Origin of the sequence: Amycolatopsis thermoflava N1165, from assembly GCF_000473265.1 — a bacterium.
GTDB classification, from domain to species: Bacteria; Actinomycetota; Actinomycetes; order Mycobacteriales; family Pseudonocardiaceae; genus Amycolatopsis_E; species Amycolatopsis_E thermoflava.
In genome coordinates, this window is the sequence record NZ_KI421511.1 from 7,578,302 (window position 1) to 7,591,183 (window position 12,882).

The following is a 12,882-nucleotide window of genomic DNA, read 5'->3' on the forward strand; positions in this document are numbered from 1 at the left end:
CCGTGCGGCGACTCTTCCGGCTGCCGCTGCGGCTGCGCGCCCGCTGGCGCAACGGCCGCCGCGCGACGAACGGTCGCGTTCGGACGGTCAACGGCACCGAGCCGATCGTCTGGCCGTTCGCCCTCAACCACGACGTCACCGACCTGTGGCGGCTGGCCGACGACCGCCAGGCCGCCGAATCCAACCTGCGAAAGAAGGTCTGATGCCCCTCGACCTCTCCGCCCGGCACGCCGTGTGCCGCTCGTGCCCGGCGACGATCGTCTGGGCCGTCTCCTCGAACGGCGAGAACATCCCCGTCGACTACAACGCCAACCCTGCCAAGGGGAACGTGCTGCTGCAGCTCGACCGCGGCCAGCTCGTCGCCGGCGTGCTCACCGGCCCGAAGCTCGCCGCCGCCCGCGCCGCCGGTGCCGAGCTGCGCACCGCCCACTTCGCCACCTGCCCGAACGCGGCCAGCCACCGGCGGCCGCGATGAACGACACCGACCAGCTCGCCGCCCTGTTCGCCGCCTGGCGCGCGGACGTCAACGCCGAGCCCATCCCGCTGATCACCGCGAGCGACCTGCTCGCCGAGCCCGGAAGGACCATCCCGTGAGCATCCGCATCGAGACCGAGCAGCTGGTGAAGCTGCTCGGCGATCTCGTCCACACCGCCGGCGGGATCGGCGCGACCAGCGGCGTGCTGCTGCACACCGCCCGCGGCCCGCTTGAAGACGAGCCCGGTACCACCGATCTGCTGGTGGGCACCTCCACGGACCACTTCACCGTCGGCCACACCTACGTCGAGGCGTACGGCCAGCTCCCTGAGGCGATGCTGTGGCCGCTCGCCGACGTCCGCACGGTGCTCGCCGCCTTCCGGCCGAAGGCCGCTCTCACCCGGAACAAGTCCGAGAAGCACACGGTCGTCATCGGCCGTGAAGCGGACGTGCTCGTGGTCCGGGAGGACCCCGACCTGTTCAACGACGGCCTGACCATCCGGTTCTCCGAAGGGCAGATCAGCAAGTACCCGACCGGCCTGTGGCGTGCGCTCGCGAGCGTGCCGCCGATCGCCGCCGACTGGGGGCCGGCCGAGCCGCGCAGCGACTTCTCCCCCGACGTGCTGAAGCCGTTCCTCGCGGTGGCGAAGGCGCGGAAGGAAGACCTGCAGGTGTACCGCTACCACCACCGGGCGCGCTACCTGGTGCAGATCGGTAACCGCTACGTCGGCGCCGCGCAGCCGCACAACCTGTGGACCACGCAGAACCCGGGCGGCGGCGGCGCGCCGGACGTCGACGTCTACGCGCCCGCGCTGGCCGACTGACACCCCGGCGGCCCGGCGTCAACGTCACCCGCCCCGCCCTCTGGACGCGGGGACCGGGAATCGAAAGCAGGCCCACGACCCCGCACCCCCAACGGGACCAGGTCGCAGCTGCGCCGGACCACCACCCACCCACCAGCACCACCGGAAAGAAGCGCCGCATGACCGAGCCGAGCCCGGACGAATTCGACATCTTCGCCTGGGAACGCATCCTCCTCGCCGCCCGGCTGCCGCCCACCACGAAGCTCGTCGCCTTCACCCTGCGCACCCACGCCGACCCGGACGGCACCCGCGTCCGGCCCGGCCTCGCCCGGCTGTGCGTGCTCACCGAGCTGTCCTACGCCACCGTGCGCCGCGCCCGGCGCCAGCTCGTCGACGTCGGCTTGCTCGCGCTCCACAAGCGCGGAAACCGCCGCCTGGGCAAGGCCGACGAGTATCGACTGATCCTCGCCGAAGACGTCCTGGAGCGCGTCGAGTGGCTCAACCCGAGCCAGATCGACGAGGCCGCCGAGGCGATCGCCGCGGCCCGCGCGGAGGCCGAGGCCGCCCGCCGAGCGAAGAAACAGGGCTCACCGAGCACCCCTAAACCGTCCGATCAGGACTCGCACACGACCCCTGGAAACCCGGACCAGGGCTCGGAGGCGACCCCAGACGGCAGCGATCAGGGCTCACCCGCGAGCGGTAAAACCGCGATTAGGGCTCACAGGAAGCCGCCATCAGGGGTCGCCAGTGAGCCCCCACCAAACCAGGTAACCAAGCCACAAAACCGACCAGCACCTACTCACCTCCCAGCGCAACCACAGACCGCGCGCGAGAAGTGCCCGCACGGAATCCGAACCGGCACGCGAGGCGACGGAACGCTGGCTTGCGCCCTCTGCCGCCGAGAAGCCACCAGGGAGGCATCGTGAAGCACCGCACCTGCGACGTCGAGGGCTGCACCGGCCGCCACGTCGCTAAGGGCTACTGCGGCAGCCACTACACCCGCTGGCGCCGCACCGGGAACCCGCTCGGCGCCCGCATCCCGAACGAGCGGATCCGCCACCTGCGCGCGCTCGTCGGCCTGCCCGAGGACGGTCCCACCGACGAGATGCGGCGGCGCTGGATCGCCGAGGAAGCCGCCGACGCACACACGGCGGTGGCCTCGTGACCGCGCGCCGCATGGGCCGCGGCCCGGCCCTGGGCTACGTCTCAGCCGTCGCCGCGCTGTTCCTCACCGGCTGCGACGCCCTCGACAGCCCGGACGCGCAGTACGGCGCCGTCTGCGTCGACCAGGCCACCGGAAACCGGCTCGACGACGACGCCTGCGGCGACTGGGACGACACCGGCCACGCGACCGCGGTCGGCACCTACTACGTGTGGGTGCCGACGTCCAACGGCGCGACGGTGATCCCGCCCGTCGGCGGCCGGGTGCCGGCCAACGTCGGCATCCGCAGCGTGCCGTCCGGCGCCCCGGTGGCGAAGGGGCTGCCGAAGGCCGGCGGCACGATGTCGGCGATCCAGCGCGGCGGCTTCGGCGTCAAGGCCGGCGTCTCCGGCGGCACCGGCGCCAAGGCTGGCGGGAGTGCCGGATCATGAAACCGCCCTTCGCGTACTTCGGTGGAAAGACGAGGCTCGCCGAGCAGATCGCGGCCACGTTCCCGCCGCACGAGCACTACGTGGAGCCCTTCGCTGGCTCGCTCGCCGTCCTGCTCGCCAAGCCGCGCTCGAGGATGGAGACCGTCAACGACCTCGACGGCGACCTCATGACGTTCTGGCGTGTGCTGCGCGACCAGCCCGACGAGCTGGCCCGCGTGTGCGCGTTGACCCCGCACGCCCGCGCCGAGCACCTCGAGGCCTACGCGCTCGAGCAGGCGCCGACCGACCTCGAGCGAGCACGCCGCGTCTGGGTGCTGCTCACGCAGGGCCGTGGCGGTCAGATGCGCCCGACCGGATGGCGTCACTACGTCGACCCGGCCGGCTCGGTGCTCGGCATGCCGGGTTACCTCGAGGCCTACGTAGGCCGGATCGCGCCGGCCGCCGCCCGGCTCGCCGGGGTCACGCTCGAGCGTCAACCCGCGCTCGAGCTGATCGCGCGATACGGCCGTAGCCCGAACGTGCTGCTGTACGTCGACCCGCCGTACCTCGGATCCACTCGAGTCTCGGGTGGCTACCGGCACGAGATGAAGGCCGCGGACGAACACCGCGAGCTGGCCGCCGCGCTGCTCGAGTGCCGCGCAACAGTCGTGCTGTCCGGCTATGAATCGCCGCTCTATGCCGAAATGTTCGGCGATTGGCACGTGACGCGAATCGAGACGACCACCGGCCAAGGGGGCAGACGCCAGGACCGAACCGAGGTGCTGTGGTGCAACCGACGCCCCGACGCGACCCTGTTCGACCTCGAGGCCTCATGACCCGAGCGCGCCGCGGCCAGTACCCCGCCGCCTTGTTCTGGACCCGCCCCGGCTCGAGCAACGACGAGCCCGAGACACGCGACAACCCCCGCCTTCGGCCCTGCCCCTGGGAGCCCTGTCACGCCGCGCCCGGGCAGGACTGCACAACCACGATCCGCGGCCGCCGCAAGCCCCTGAAGGGCTACCACGCGGCCCGCCGCACCACCACGAAGGAGACGACCCGCTGATGACCCGAGACGCCTTCGGGAACGACCCCCTCGACTTCCGGCCGGCAACTCCGTTCCAGGCGCACCAGCTCGCGCGCCTGGCCGGGCTGGAACGCGCGCTCGGCGAGTTGCACGCCAAGATCGACCGCATCGCGAACGATTTGAAACCAACGAGCGGGTGGCGAGCGATGCACAGTGCTCCGCGCGACGGCACCGAGCTGATCGGGCGCTATGGGGACCAGGAGATCCGCATCCGCTGGTCGGAGCAGCGCGTGTGCATGCTGGCGCCCGTCGCGGCTGGTGCTGGTCAACTCGGGGAAGGCTGGGAGGACGTCTGCAACCAGCTCTACATCGACGCTCCCGAAGCGTGGAAGCCAGTTGCGGGGGCAGGAGCGTGACGCGCGTCGTAGGGATCGACCCGTCTCTGACCGGAACCGGGCTCGCCACGATCACCAGCACCGACGGCCCGGCCGTGCGCGTCATCAGCTCCGAACCGACCCCTGACCCGACGCTGATCGACCGGGACATGCGGCTGGAACTCATCGTGCACGCCGTTGAGACCGTGGCCGCCGGCGCGGACCTCGCGGTGATCGAGGGACCCGCGCTCGGGAAGGCCAGCCCGCACACCTGGGAGCGGGCGGGGCTGTGGTGGCGCATCGTGAACCGCCTGATCGCCCGCCAGGTCCCGCTCGCCGTCTGCCCGCCGACCGTCCGCGCGAAGTGGGCCACCGGCAAGGGCAACGCCGGGAAAGCGCCCGTGGTGGCCGCGATCGCCCGGATGTGGCCGGACGTCGAGCTGGTCGACGACAACGCCGCCGACGCGCTCGTGTTCGCCACGATGGGCGCGCAGCGCGTCGGTCTGGCCGTGCCGCTCGCCCGCCACCGCGACGCGCTCGCCAGCGTCGAGTGGCCTGCCGCGCTGCAGGCAGCGTGACATGAGCGAGTCGTGGGCTGGTGGCAGTTCCCGGCGTTGGCGCAGGCTGCGCCTGGAGATCGCCGACCGGGATCGCTGGGTATGCGGGCTCTGCCACCAGCCCATCGACCCGACGTTGCGCAAGCCGCACCCGCGCGCGCTGCATGTCCACCACACCCGGGGGAAGCGTTTCGGCGACGATCCGCGGTTCCTGCAGGCCGCGCACGCCGAGTGCAACCAGAAGGCCGGCGACCCGAGCGCGAAACCGGATCCCGCCCCGCAACCGAGGACCAGGTGGTGAGCATGGCAACCGTGATCCTGGTGGCTGGCCCGCCCTGCGCAGGGAAGAACCACCACGTCGAGCAGCACCGCGCACCGGGTGACGTCGTGCTCGATCAGGACGCGATGGGGGCGCGCGCGTTCAACCGGGCGGTGGCCGAGCTGCAGCGGGCCAGGCCCGCTCGCCGCACGTGGGTGATCCGCTGCTGCGGGGGAGCCACGGCCCGAGCCCGGTTCGCTGCCCGCATCCGCGCGGATCGGACTGTCCTGCTGCGACCGCCCGACGAGGTGCTGATGGCACGGGCCAAGCAGAGGGCACAACCACACCGGCATGTGCAGGCGGTGCGGTACTGGCTGGACCAGGAGGCGCGCGACCCCATGCCGGACCCCACCCCCGTACCCCGGACCACGTGGTGAGGCATCGACGAATGCATTGCAATGCTCTGACCTGCGGCGATGCGCCGAGGCGTGGGGTGGGGGGTGCCTTTCCCCGCCGGCGCGCGCCACGGACACCCCGCCGCCTGTGGTCTTTTTTTGCTCGCAGCGCGCGGGCGCGCGCCCGATCGACGGCGCCCGGCGCCGATGCCGTCCGGTTCGGACAGATCGTCAGCGGTTCGAGCGATCATGGTCTGGAGGGGAGAGGGGATGACGCTTTCGGAGGTGCTGAGTAAGTCGCTCGGCGCGGTGACGTTGCGGCCGGAGGACGAGGCCGCGGCCGCGCTCGCGCGGCGCTACGCGGACGTGCTGGACAGCGAGCCGGACGCGCTGGTGAAGGTTGGGCCGCTGCTGCTGGCCTGCCTGGAATCGCTGGGCATGACGGCGAAGGGCCGGGCGGTGGTGCTCGGGAAGGGTGGACAACGTGGTGACGGCGGCGGCAAGCAGCGGTCGGCGCTCGACGACCTCCGGGCGAAGCGCGAAGCGCGTGCTCGGAAGAACGGAACCTAGGCTCTGGACGCCGCCGCTGCGGCGGCTCACCGCGCGGACGTCGTACGGGTTCGACGTCGTCGAGTTCGCCGACACGGTGCTGGGCATGCCGCTGGATCCGTGGGAGCGGTGGCTGGTGATCCACGCCGGCGAGCTGCTGCCGGACGGGCGGCCGCGGTTCCGCAAGGTGCTGGTGATCGTGGCGCGGCAGAACGGCAAGACGCACGTGCTCGTTGTGCTGTCGCTGTTCTGGCTGTTCGTCGAGGCCGTGCCGCTCGTGCTCGGTACCAGCACGAACCTGGGCTACGCGAAGGAGTCCTGGCAAAAGGCCGTCGACCTCGCCGAGAGCCACGAGGAGCTGGCGCCGCTGGTCGCGACCGTGCGCAAGGCCGCTGGGGAAGAGGCGCTGGTGACCGCGGAAAAGGCCCGCTACCGCATCGCCGCGGCGAACCGGCGCGGCGGCCGGTCGCTGACGATCCACCGGCTGATCCTCGACGAGCTGCGCGAGCACGACTCCTGGGACGCGTGGAACGCTGCGTACAACGCGATGAACGCCGTGCCGTCGGCGCAGGCGTTCGCGATCACCAACCAGGGCGACGCGGGCGCGGTGGTGCTGGAGTCGTTGCGCTCGGCTGCGGTCGAGCGCGTGAACGGCGTCGAGCGGATCCGGCCGGACGGCGACCCGCAGCTGGGTCTGTTCGAGTGGAGTGCGCCGCCCGGGTCCGACGCCGACGACCCGCACGCGCTCGCGATGAGCAACCCGAACCTGGGCCGGCGGATCGACCTCGACTCGCTGCTGGCCGACGCGCGGCGGGCCAAGGAGAACGGCGGCGACGAGCTGACGCAGTTCGAAACCGAGATCCTGTGCATGCGGGTTCCGAACCTGGATCCGGCGATCGACGGGGAGGCGTGGTCTGCCCCGTTCCCCGCCGGTTGCCTGGATCCCGGCGACCTCGCCGACGTGCGCTCGAACGTCGTGCTGACGTTCGACGTGTCGCTGGACCAGCAACACGCGGCGCTCATCGCGGCCGCGCGGACCCCGGACGGGCGGGTCCGCGTCGAGCCGGTGCAGGCGTGGACCGACCTCGCCGCGTTCCGCCGCGAGCTGCCCGCGCTCGTGCGCAAGATCAAGCCGCGCAAGCTCGGGTGGTTCCCGACCGGCCCGGCGGCCGCCGTGGCGGCCGAGCTGGTGAAGCGGAAGGGCTGGCCGCCGCCGGGGGTCGAGCTGGAGGAGATCCGTAGCGACGTGCCGGTGGTGTGCATGGGCTTCGCCGAGCAGGTCACCTCGCGACAGATCGCGCACTCCGGCGACCCGCTGCTGGACGCGCAGGTGGAGGCTGCCGAACGGCAGATGCGCGGCGACGCGTGGGTGTTCATCCGGCGCGGGGTGGGGCACGTCAATGCCGTGTACGCCGCGGCGGGCGCGGTGCACCTCGCGCGGACGCTGCCGGCCCCGGTCGGCAAGCCGCGGATCGTTCGGCGGAGGAAGCGAGGGGACGACGACACGCAAGCCGCCGCCTGACTCCTGAATACCTGATCACCTGTGCAGGTGTTCATGTATTGTCGCGGCCGTGGGATGGCTGCGCACGCTGCTGAGATGGTCCGAGGCGCCCGGCTCGCCGAGCGCGCCCGAGCCGTCCGTAACGTTCTCCCACGACCTGCCCACCCCGGTAGACACGCTGGTCTCGGGGGCGTCGAAGTTCTCGAACACGCCGGTGACGCGGGCGCTCGCGCTGTCCGTCCCGGCCGTGCTGCGCGGCCGCAACCTGCTGTGCTCGATCGCCACGCTGCCGCTGGTCACCCGCGACAAGGACCGCATGCTGGTCCGGTCGTCCCTGCTGGAGCAGATCGACCCAAACGTGGCGAACGTGGTCACCCTGGCGCAGACGGTCGAAGACCTCGTGTTCGATGCGATCTCCTGGTGGCAGATCACCGACCGGCTCGCCGACGGGTTCCCGCGCTCGGCCGTGCACGTCGACGTCAACACGGTGTCGCTGAACCCGCCACCGGGCGCACGCCAGCTCCGCACGCTGCCGTCCGGGCAGCAGCTTCCCGGCGGCGTGGTGTGGGTGAACGGCCAGCCGGTGCCCGGGCAGGACATGATCCGGTTCGACTCGCCGAACCCGCCCCTGCTCGGCGCTGCGGCGCGCGCGATCCGGCGCGCGATTCTGTTCGACCGGGCGTCGTCGATGTACGCCAGCGACCCGCGGCCACAGGACTACTTCACCCCGGCTGAGAACGCGGACCCGATCGAAGACGACGAGGTCGAAGAGATCCTGGACGACTGGGAGGCTGCGCGGCGCGAGCGCGCTACCGCCTACGTGCCGGCCGCCCTGAAGTACCAGACCGTCAACGCGCCGACGCCCGCCGAGCTGCAGCTGGTCGAGCTGAAGAAGGAAGCGACGATCGAGATCGCGAACGCGCTCGGTCTGGACGCCGAAGACCTGCAGGTGTCGACGACGTCGCGCACGTACGCGAACGCGACCGACCGGCGGCGCGACCGGATCAACGACGTGCTGGCCATGTACATGCGGGCCGTGACCGACCGGCTGTCCATGAACGACGTCACCCGCCGCGGTCAGAAGGTCGAGTTCAACCTCGACGACTACCTGAAGGCCAACGCGACCGAGCGGTGGAACACCTACCAGACCGGGCTCACCACGCGCGTGCTCACCGTGCCGGAGGTGCGCGAGATGGAGGGGCTGCCCGCCATTCCGGTCGAGGTCTCTCCGCGCCAGCAACAGACACCCGCGGCTGATCAGGGCCAGCCGCAGACCACCGAGGAGGCCGGCATGACCCGGACCGCGACGAGCGCGCAGTTCGCCGAGGACAGCAACCACGACGTGATCGCGTTCGCGATCCCGGTCGCCGATGCGAACTTCCGCGTCGACGTCGAGAAGCGCACCGTCTCCGGGCTGCTCGTGCCGTGGAACAAGGTCGCCCGCTCGGGGTGGGCGAAGTACCGGTTCTCCAAGGACAGTCTGTCCTGGTCGGACACCAGCCGGGTGAAGCTCAACCTCGACCACAACCGTTCCGAGGCCATCGGCTACGCCGTGAAGCTCGAATCCACGGACAAGGGCCTGGAGGGCACGTTCAAGATCGCCCGCGGCGAGGACGGCGACAAGGCGCTGATGAAGGCCGACGACAAGGTGCTGGACGGGTTCAGCATCGAGGCCGAGTTCAACGAGGACGGTTCCAGCTGGGGCGCCGACCCGAACGACGACATGGTGCGGCTGGTGTCCGACGCGCGGCTGGCCGGCGTGGCGCTGACCGCGTTCCCCGCATTCGACGACGCCCGGGTGTCGGGCGTCAAGGCATCACGGAAGGACAGCAGGATGACGGACAAGCCCGACGGCCCGCAGGGGCAGCAGGGAACCGCGGTCGCCGGGCCGGACGCGGCGACGACTGCCGCGTTCACCGCCGCGGTCGAGGCGTTCACGAAGAACACCGGCACGCTCGCCGAGGCGATCTCGACGCTGGTCGAGGTCCAGCAGAACGGCAGCGAGGGACCCGCGTTCGTCGACCCGACCCGCCCCAAGGCGCGGTTCTCGGTCAACGAGGAGGCGCTGTACCGGTTCGACGGCTCCCGCGGCAAGCACGACTTCTCCACGGACATCATCTCGGGCGCGAAGGGCGACCACGAGGCGCTGAAGCGCGCGGAGCAGTGGATCCAGGAGAACTTCGCGTTCCCCGGCGGCGCCGACTTCGCGGTGAACCAGGCCGGCGTCAAGGCGCTGAACCCGGACATCAACCGGCCGGACCTGTACGTGGACCAGCTGGAGTACCCGACCCCGATCTGGGACGCGATCCGCAAGGGCACGATCGACGACAACACGCCGTTCGTGCTGCCCAAGTTCCAGTCGGCCTCGAACCTGGTGAACAACCACACCGAGGGCACCGAGCCGACGCCGGGCGCGTTCAGCACGACCACACAGACCATCACGCCGTCGGCGGTGTCGGGCAAGGTCGAGGTGACTCGCGAGGCGTGGGACCAGGGCGGCAACCCGCAGCTGTCCACGATCCTGTGGCGGCAGATGGTGCGGGAGTACAACGAGGCGCTGGAGGAGGCTTCCGCGGCGCTGCTGGAGAGCCTCACCGTCACCACCGTGACGCTCACCGCCGGTGCCGTCGACACCGCGCTGGCGCAGGAAGTGAAGGAGGCGCTCGCCGCGCTGCACTTCAGCCGTGGCGGGTTCCGGTTCCGCGACTTCAAGCTGGAGCAGGGGCTGTACACCGCGCTGGCCGCGGCCAAGGACGCCGACGGGCGGCCGCTGTTCCCCGTGCTCGGCGCGACCAACGCCGACGGCACGATGGGCCAGTTCTTCGGCTCCCTGGCGATCGGCGGGCTGGCCGGCGTCCCGGCGTGGGCGCTGCCGTTCGTCGACGGCGCCGCGAACGACTCCTACCTGTTCAACCGGGAGGACGTCCACGGCTGGGCCTCGAACCCGCAGCGGCTCGACTTCCAGTACCGCGTCGCGTTCGTCGACGTCGCCGTGTGGGGCTACAAGGCGCTGGCCTGCACCCGCACCGACGGCGTCCGCAAGATCACCTACGACAACGCCGCGGTCTGATCGTGAGCGGGCAGTTGGAGCGGCCGCCGACGAGCGGGCCGGGCTCGGGAGCGGCGGCGTGGCGCGCCTACGCCGCCGCGCTCACCGGCTCGCCCGCCGAGGCGTGGGCGGAGCTGTCGCGCGACGAGGTGATCGCACAGCTGGAGTCCGACGGCGTCGTGGCGGCGGCGCCGGAGGACGGCGGACCGAGCGCGGGTGCAGCGCCGGCCGCCACGGGCGCGCCCGAGGAGAGCGGGCGCAAGGACGGCGTCGCCCCGGTCGTCGAGGGGCCGGCCGGGGCGCGCCGTCCGCTGTGGATGGTGCCCACTGACGACGGAATGGTGCCCGAGGTCGAGCTTCGGGCACGGCAGCGGCAGCGGTAAGGAGGTGAGCGGAGATGGCCTGGCAGCCTGACTATGCCAGCGCGGCCGAGCTGGCCGAGTACGTGCGTGGCGACGAGACGGTGGACGGCGACGAGCTGGCGGTGGCCGTCTCCGCCGCCTCGCGCGCAATCGACGAGTTCACCCACCGGCAGTTCGGGCAGACCGACGTCGAGCAGCGGTTCTACACCGCGCGCTGGTCCGCGTACCGCGACACCTGGCTGGTGCGGATCGACGACGTCATGGTGGTCCCGACCGAGGTCGCCACCGACCCCGGAGACGACACCTGGACGACGGTCGGCAACCCGCGGATGCTGCCGCGCAACGCGGCGGCCGAGGGCCGGCCGTGGACGGAACTCCAGTTGCCGAGCACGATCGGGAGCATCGCCGTCGACGGCGTACGCGTCACCGCTCGGTTCGGATGGACCGAAGTACCCGACACCATCAAGCAGGCGACGCTGCTGCAGGCGTCGCGCCTGTTCGCACGCCGGGACTCGCCGTTCGGCGTGGCCGGATCGCCGGACATCGGGTCCGAGCTGCGGCTACTCGCCAAGCTCGACCCGGATGTTCAGGTGATGGTGGCCAACTACTGTCGCGACCGGAAGCGGGTCGGGTGATCCCGTGAACCTCGCGACCGTGATGGACGAGATGGGCGAAGCGCTCAGCGCGATCGCCGGGCTGAACGTCTTCCCGTTCAGCGCCCAGCGGATCACACCGCCGGCGGCGATCGTGGACTGGCCGGATCCGCTGAACTACGACGCCACGATGCAGCGCGGCAAGGACCGGTTCACCCTGCCGCTGTACGTGGTGGTTGGCAAGGTCGATGCGCGCTCGGCGCGGGACCGGCTCGCCGTCTACCTCGACAGCGCCGACCCGAAGAGCGTAAAGACCGCGCTGGAGAGCCACGCCTTCACCTCGTGTGACTCGGTCCGGGTCACCGAAGCCCGCGTGGACGCGGTGACCATCTCTGGCGTCGAGTACCTCGGCGCGATCTTTCAGACCGATGTGATTGGACCGGGAGGTTCCTGATGGCTGTGCACGGCAAAAACCTCGTCGTGATGATCAACACGACGGACATCAGCGAGTTCTGCAACTCGGTAGCGCCGAAGCGTTCCGCGGACTCGCACGACACCACGACCTTCGGCAAGAAGTCGAAGACCTACCAGGGCGGGTTGCTGGACGGCACGGTGTCGATCGAGGGGTTCTACGAGAGCGGCACCACCGGACCGAAGACGATCCTTGAAGGAGCCCTGGGAACCACCGTCGACTTCGTCTATCGGCCGGAAGGCACCGGCTCGGGCAAGCCCGAGCAGTCCGGTGACGCTGTGGTCACCTCCTACGAAGAGACCGCCCCGGTGGCGGACATGATCACGTTCAAAGCCGAACTTCAGCTGTCCGACGACTTCGACACCACCACGCAGCCCACCACCCCCTGATCGAGATAGGAACTCTCCACTATGGACAAGTCGGCACTGCTCAAACCGCGGCTGGCCGAGCGGGACGTGGAGGTCCCGGGCGTCGGCACCGTTCGGGTCCGCAGCCTCTCCCGGGCCGAGGCGCTTTCGCTCAGGGGCAAGGAGATGTCCGCGGGGAAGATGGAACGCACCCTGCTGGCGATGGCGATGGTCACCCCCGCGCTCACCGAGGACGAGGTGAAGCAGTGGCAGGACGCGGCCCCGGCTGGGGAGCTCAACGCGGTGCAGGACGCGATCCTGGAGCTGTCCGGCATGAAGAAGGAGGCCGCCAAAAGCGATCTGGCTGGAGATGCAGAGTGAGGACTCGGACCTGGAATTCGAGTTCTACCTGGCCGATCGCCTAGGCCGCACGGTCGCGGAGCTGCGCGAGTCCCTGTCGCAGGACGAGTACGTGGCGTGGACCGTCTACTTCGGCCGGAAGGCGCAGCGGCAAGAACTGGCGATGAAATCGGTGAAGCGCGGGAGGTGAA

General features: G+C 70.8%; 22 protein-coding genes. All 22 read left to right on the forward strand.

Features of this window, described 5'->3' with window-relative positions; translation table 11 throughout:
• Positions 1-2: 2 nt before the first annotated feature.
• The 22 genes from AMYTH_RS0137625 to AMYTH_RS0137730 all read left to right on the forward strand — a co-directional run bounded on the left by AMYTH_RS0137625 (position 3) and on the right by AMYTH_RS0137730 (position 12,881).
• A complete protein-coding gene (locus AMYTH_RS0137625; RefSeq protein WP_157360722.1) occupies positions 3-203 on the forward strand; it encodes a hypothetical protein in 201 nt (66 codons plus the stop codon).
• Positions 203-475: a hypothetical protein gene (locus tag AMYTH_RS0137630; RefSeq protein ID WP_027934551.1), complete on the forward strand. Its 273-nt coding sequence runs from the start codon at positions 203-205 to the stop codon at positions 473-475. Before AMYTH_RS0137625 ends, AMYTH_RS0137630 begins: the two co-directional genes overlap by 1 nt.
• Positions 472-594, forward strand: a complete 123-nt coding sequence (locus AMYTH_RS50985; RefSeq protein ID WP_267283912.1) for a hypothetical protein — start codon at positions 472-474, stop codon at positions 592-594. The genes AMYTH_RS0137630 and AMYTH_RS50985 overlap by 4 nt, the downstream gene beginning before the upstream one ends.
• A complete protein-coding gene (locus AMYTH_RS0137640; protein WP_027934552.1) occupies positions 591-1,298 on the forward strand; it encodes a hypothetical protein in 708 nt (235 codons plus the stop codon). The genes AMYTH_RS50985 and AMYTH_RS0137640 overlap by 4 nt, the downstream gene beginning before the upstream one ends.
• A gap of 158 nt (positions 1,299-1,456) precedes the next feature.
• The gene (locus tag AMYTH_RS0137645) at positions 1,457-2,203 is read left to right on the forward strand and encodes a helix-turn-helix domain-containing protein (protein ID WP_027934553.1); all 747 of its coding nucleotides are present in this window, start codon (positions 1,457-1,459) and stop codon (positions 2,201-2,203) included.
• The gene (locus AMYTH_RS0137650; RefSeq protein ID WP_027934554.1) at positions 2,200-2,442 is read left to right on the forward strand and encodes a hypothetical protein; all 243 of its coding nucleotides are present in this window, start codon (positions 2,200-2,202) and stop codon (positions 2,440-2,442) included. The genes AMYTH_RS0137645 and AMYTH_RS0137650 overlap by 4 nt, the downstream gene beginning before the upstream one ends.
• On the forward strand, positions 2,439-2,870 hold the full coding sequence (locus AMYTH_RS0137655) for a hypothetical protein (protein WP_027934555.1): 432 nt from the start codon (positions 2,439-2,441) through the stop codon (positions 2,868-2,870). Before AMYTH_RS0137650 ends, AMYTH_RS0137655 begins: the two co-directional genes overlap by 4 nt.
• Positions 2,867-3,685: a DNA adenine methylase gene (locus tag AMYTH_RS46425; protein WP_037322992.1), complete on the forward strand. Its 819-nt coding sequence runs from the start codon at positions 2,867-2,869 to the stop codon at positions 3,683-3,685. The genes AMYTH_RS0137655 and AMYTH_RS46425 overlap by 4 nt, the downstream gene beginning before the upstream one ends.
• A complete protein-coding gene (locus AMYTH_RS51345) occupies positions 3,682-3,912 on the forward strand; it encodes a zinc finger domain-containing protein (RefSeq protein ID WP_027934556.1) in 231 nt (76 codons plus the stop codon). The genes AMYTH_RS46425 and AMYTH_RS51345 overlap by 4 nt, the downstream gene beginning before the upstream one ends.
• Positions 3,912-4,289, forward strand: coding sequence for a hypothetical protein (locus AMYTH_RS0137670; RefSeq protein ID WP_027934557.1), 378 nt, complete (start codon positions 3,912-3,914; stop codon positions 4,287-4,289). The genes AMYTH_RS51345 and AMYTH_RS0137670 overlap by 1 nt, the downstream gene beginning before the upstream one ends.
• Complete coding sequence (locus tag AMYTH_RS46430; protein WP_051362936.1) at positions 4,286-4,825, forward strand: hypothetical protein; 540 nt, start codon at positions 4,286-4,288, stop codon at positions 4,823-4,825. Before AMYTH_RS0137670 ends, AMYTH_RS46430 begins: the two co-directional genes overlap by 4 nt.
• Before the next feature lies 1 nt (position 4,826).
• Positions 4,827-5,105 carry a hypothetical protein gene (locus tag AMYTH_RS46435; protein ID WP_037322994.1) on the forward strand — a complete coding sequence of 93 codons (279 nt, stop codon included), beginning with the start codon at positions 4,827-4,829 and terminating at the stop codon, positions 5,103-5,105.
• A gap of 2 nt (positions 5,106-5,107) precedes the next feature.
• The gene (locus AMYTH_RS0137685; protein ID WP_157360723.1) at positions 5,108-5,500 is read left to right on the forward strand and encodes a hypothetical protein; all 393 of its coding nucleotides are present in this window, start codon (positions 5,108-5,110) and stop codon (positions 5,498-5,500) included.
• Positions 5,501-5,728: 228 nt separating this feature from the next.
• On the forward strand, positions 5,729-6,028 hold the full coding sequence (locus tag AMYTH_RS0137690) for a terminase small subunit (RefSeq protein WP_027934559.1): 300 nt from the start codon (positions 5,729-5,731) through the stop codon (positions 6,026-6,028).
• Positions 6,006-7,529, forward strand: a complete 1,524-nt coding sequence (locus AMYTH_RS47330; RefSeq protein ID WP_157360724.1) for a terminase — start codon at positions 6,006-6,008, stop codon at positions 7,527-7,529. The genes AMYTH_RS0137690 and AMYTH_RS47330 overlap by 23 nt, the downstream gene beginning before the upstream one ends.
• 49 nt (positions 7,530-7,578) lie before the next feature.
• The gene (locus AMYTH_RS0137700) at positions 7,579-10,578 is read left to right on the forward strand and encodes a phage portal protein (RefSeq protein WP_027934560.1); all 3,000 of its coding nucleotides are present in this window, start codon (positions 7,579-7,581) and stop codon (positions 10,576-10,578) included.
• 2 nt (positions 10,579-10,580) lie between these two features.
• Entirely contained in the window at positions 10,581-10,940 is a 360-nt protein-coding gene (locus tag AMYTH_RS46445) for a hypothetical protein (RefSeq protein WP_037322995.1), read from the forward strand.
• 14 nt (positions 10,941-10,954) lie between these two features.
• Positions 10,955-11,554 carry a head-tail connector protein gene (locus AMYTH_RS0137710; RefSeq protein ID WP_027934561.1) on the forward strand — a complete coding sequence of 200 codons (600 nt, stop codon included), beginning with the start codon at positions 10,955-10,957 and terminating at the stop codon, positions 11,552-11,554.
• Positions 11,555-11,558: 4 nt separating this feature from the next.
• Positions 11,559-11,966 (forward strand): hypothetical protein, encoded by a 408-nt coding sequence (locus AMYTH_RS0137715; protein WP_027934562.1) that lies wholly within the window; start codon positions 11,559-11,561, stop codon positions 11,964-11,966.
• Positions 11,966-12,373: a hypothetical protein gene (locus AMYTH_RS0137720; protein ID WP_051362938.1), complete on the forward strand. Its 408-nt coding sequence runs from the start codon at positions 11,966-11,968 to the stop codon at positions 12,371-12,373. The genes AMYTH_RS0137715 and AMYTH_RS0137720 overlap by 1 nt, the downstream gene beginning before the upstream one ends.
• 21 nt (positions 12,374-12,394) lie before the next feature.
• Complete coding sequence (locus tag AMYTH_RS0137725) at positions 12,395-12,712, forward strand: hypothetical protein (protein ID WP_027934564.1); 318 nt, start codon at positions 12,395-12,397, stop codon at positions 12,710-12,712.
• The gene (locus AMYTH_RS0137730) at positions 12,702-12,881 is read left to right on the forward strand and encodes a hypothetical protein (RefSeq protein ID WP_027934565.1); all 180 of its coding nucleotides are present in this window, start codon (positions 12,702-12,704) and stop codon (positions 12,879-12,881) included. The genes AMYTH_RS0137725 and AMYTH_RS0137730 overlap by 11 nt, the downstream gene beginning before the upstream one ends.
• Position 12,882 lies beyond the last annotated feature (1 nt).

Coding starts and splice junctions, on each gene's coding strand:
- AMYTH_RS0137630 (WP_027934551.1), top strand. CDS start 203: ATGCCCCTCGACCTCTCCGCCCGGCACGCCGTGTGCCGCTCGTGCCCG.
- AMYTH_RS50985 (WP_267283912.1), top strand. CDS start 472: ATGAACGACACCGACCAGCTCGCCGCCCTGTTCGCCGCCTGGCGCGCG.
- AMYTH_RS0137645 (WP_027934553.1), top strand. CDS start 1,457: ATGACCGAGCCGAGCCCGGACGAATTCGACATCTTCGCCTGGGAACGC.
- AMYTH_RS46425 (WP_037322992.1), top strand. CDS start 2,867: ATGAAACCGCCCTTCGCGTACTTCGGTGGAAAGACGAGGCTCGCCGAG.
- AMYTH_RS51345 (WP_027934556.1), top strand. CDS start 3,682: ATGACCCGAGCGCGCCGCGGCCAGTACCCCGCCGCCTTGTTCTGGACC.
- AMYTH_RS0137670 (WP_027934557.1), top strand. CDS start 3,912: ATGACCCGAGACGCCTTCGGGAACGACCCCCTCGACTTCCGGCCGGCA.
- AMYTH_RS46435 (WP_037322994.1), top strand. CDS start 4,827: ATGAGCGAGTCGTGGGCTGGTGGCAGTTCCCGGCGTTGGCGCAGGCTG.
- AMYTH_RS0137685 (WP_157360723.1), top strand. CDS start 5,108: ATGGCAACCGTGATCCTGGTGGCTGGCCCGCCCTGCGCAGGGAAGAAC.
- AMYTH_RS0137690 (WP_027934559.1), top strand. CDS start 5,729: ATGACGCTTTCGGAGGTGCTGAGTAAGTCGCTCGGCGCGGTGACGTTG.
- AMYTH_RS0137710 (WP_027934561.1), top strand. CDS start 10,955: ATGGCCTGGCAGCCTGACTATGCCAGCGCGGCCGAGCTGGCCGAGTAC.
- AMYTH_RS0137720 (WP_051362938.1), top strand. CDS start 11,966: ATGGCTGTGCACGGCAAAAACCTCGTCGTGATGATCAACACGACGGAC.
- AMYTH_RS0137725 (WP_027934564.1), top strand. CDS start 12,395: ATGGACAAGTCGGCACTGCTCAAACCGCGGCTGGCCGAGCGGGACGTG.
- AMYTH_RS0137730 (WP_027934565.1), top strand. CDS start 12,702: ATGCAGAGTGAGGACTCGGACCTGGAATTCGAGTTCTACCTGGCCGAT.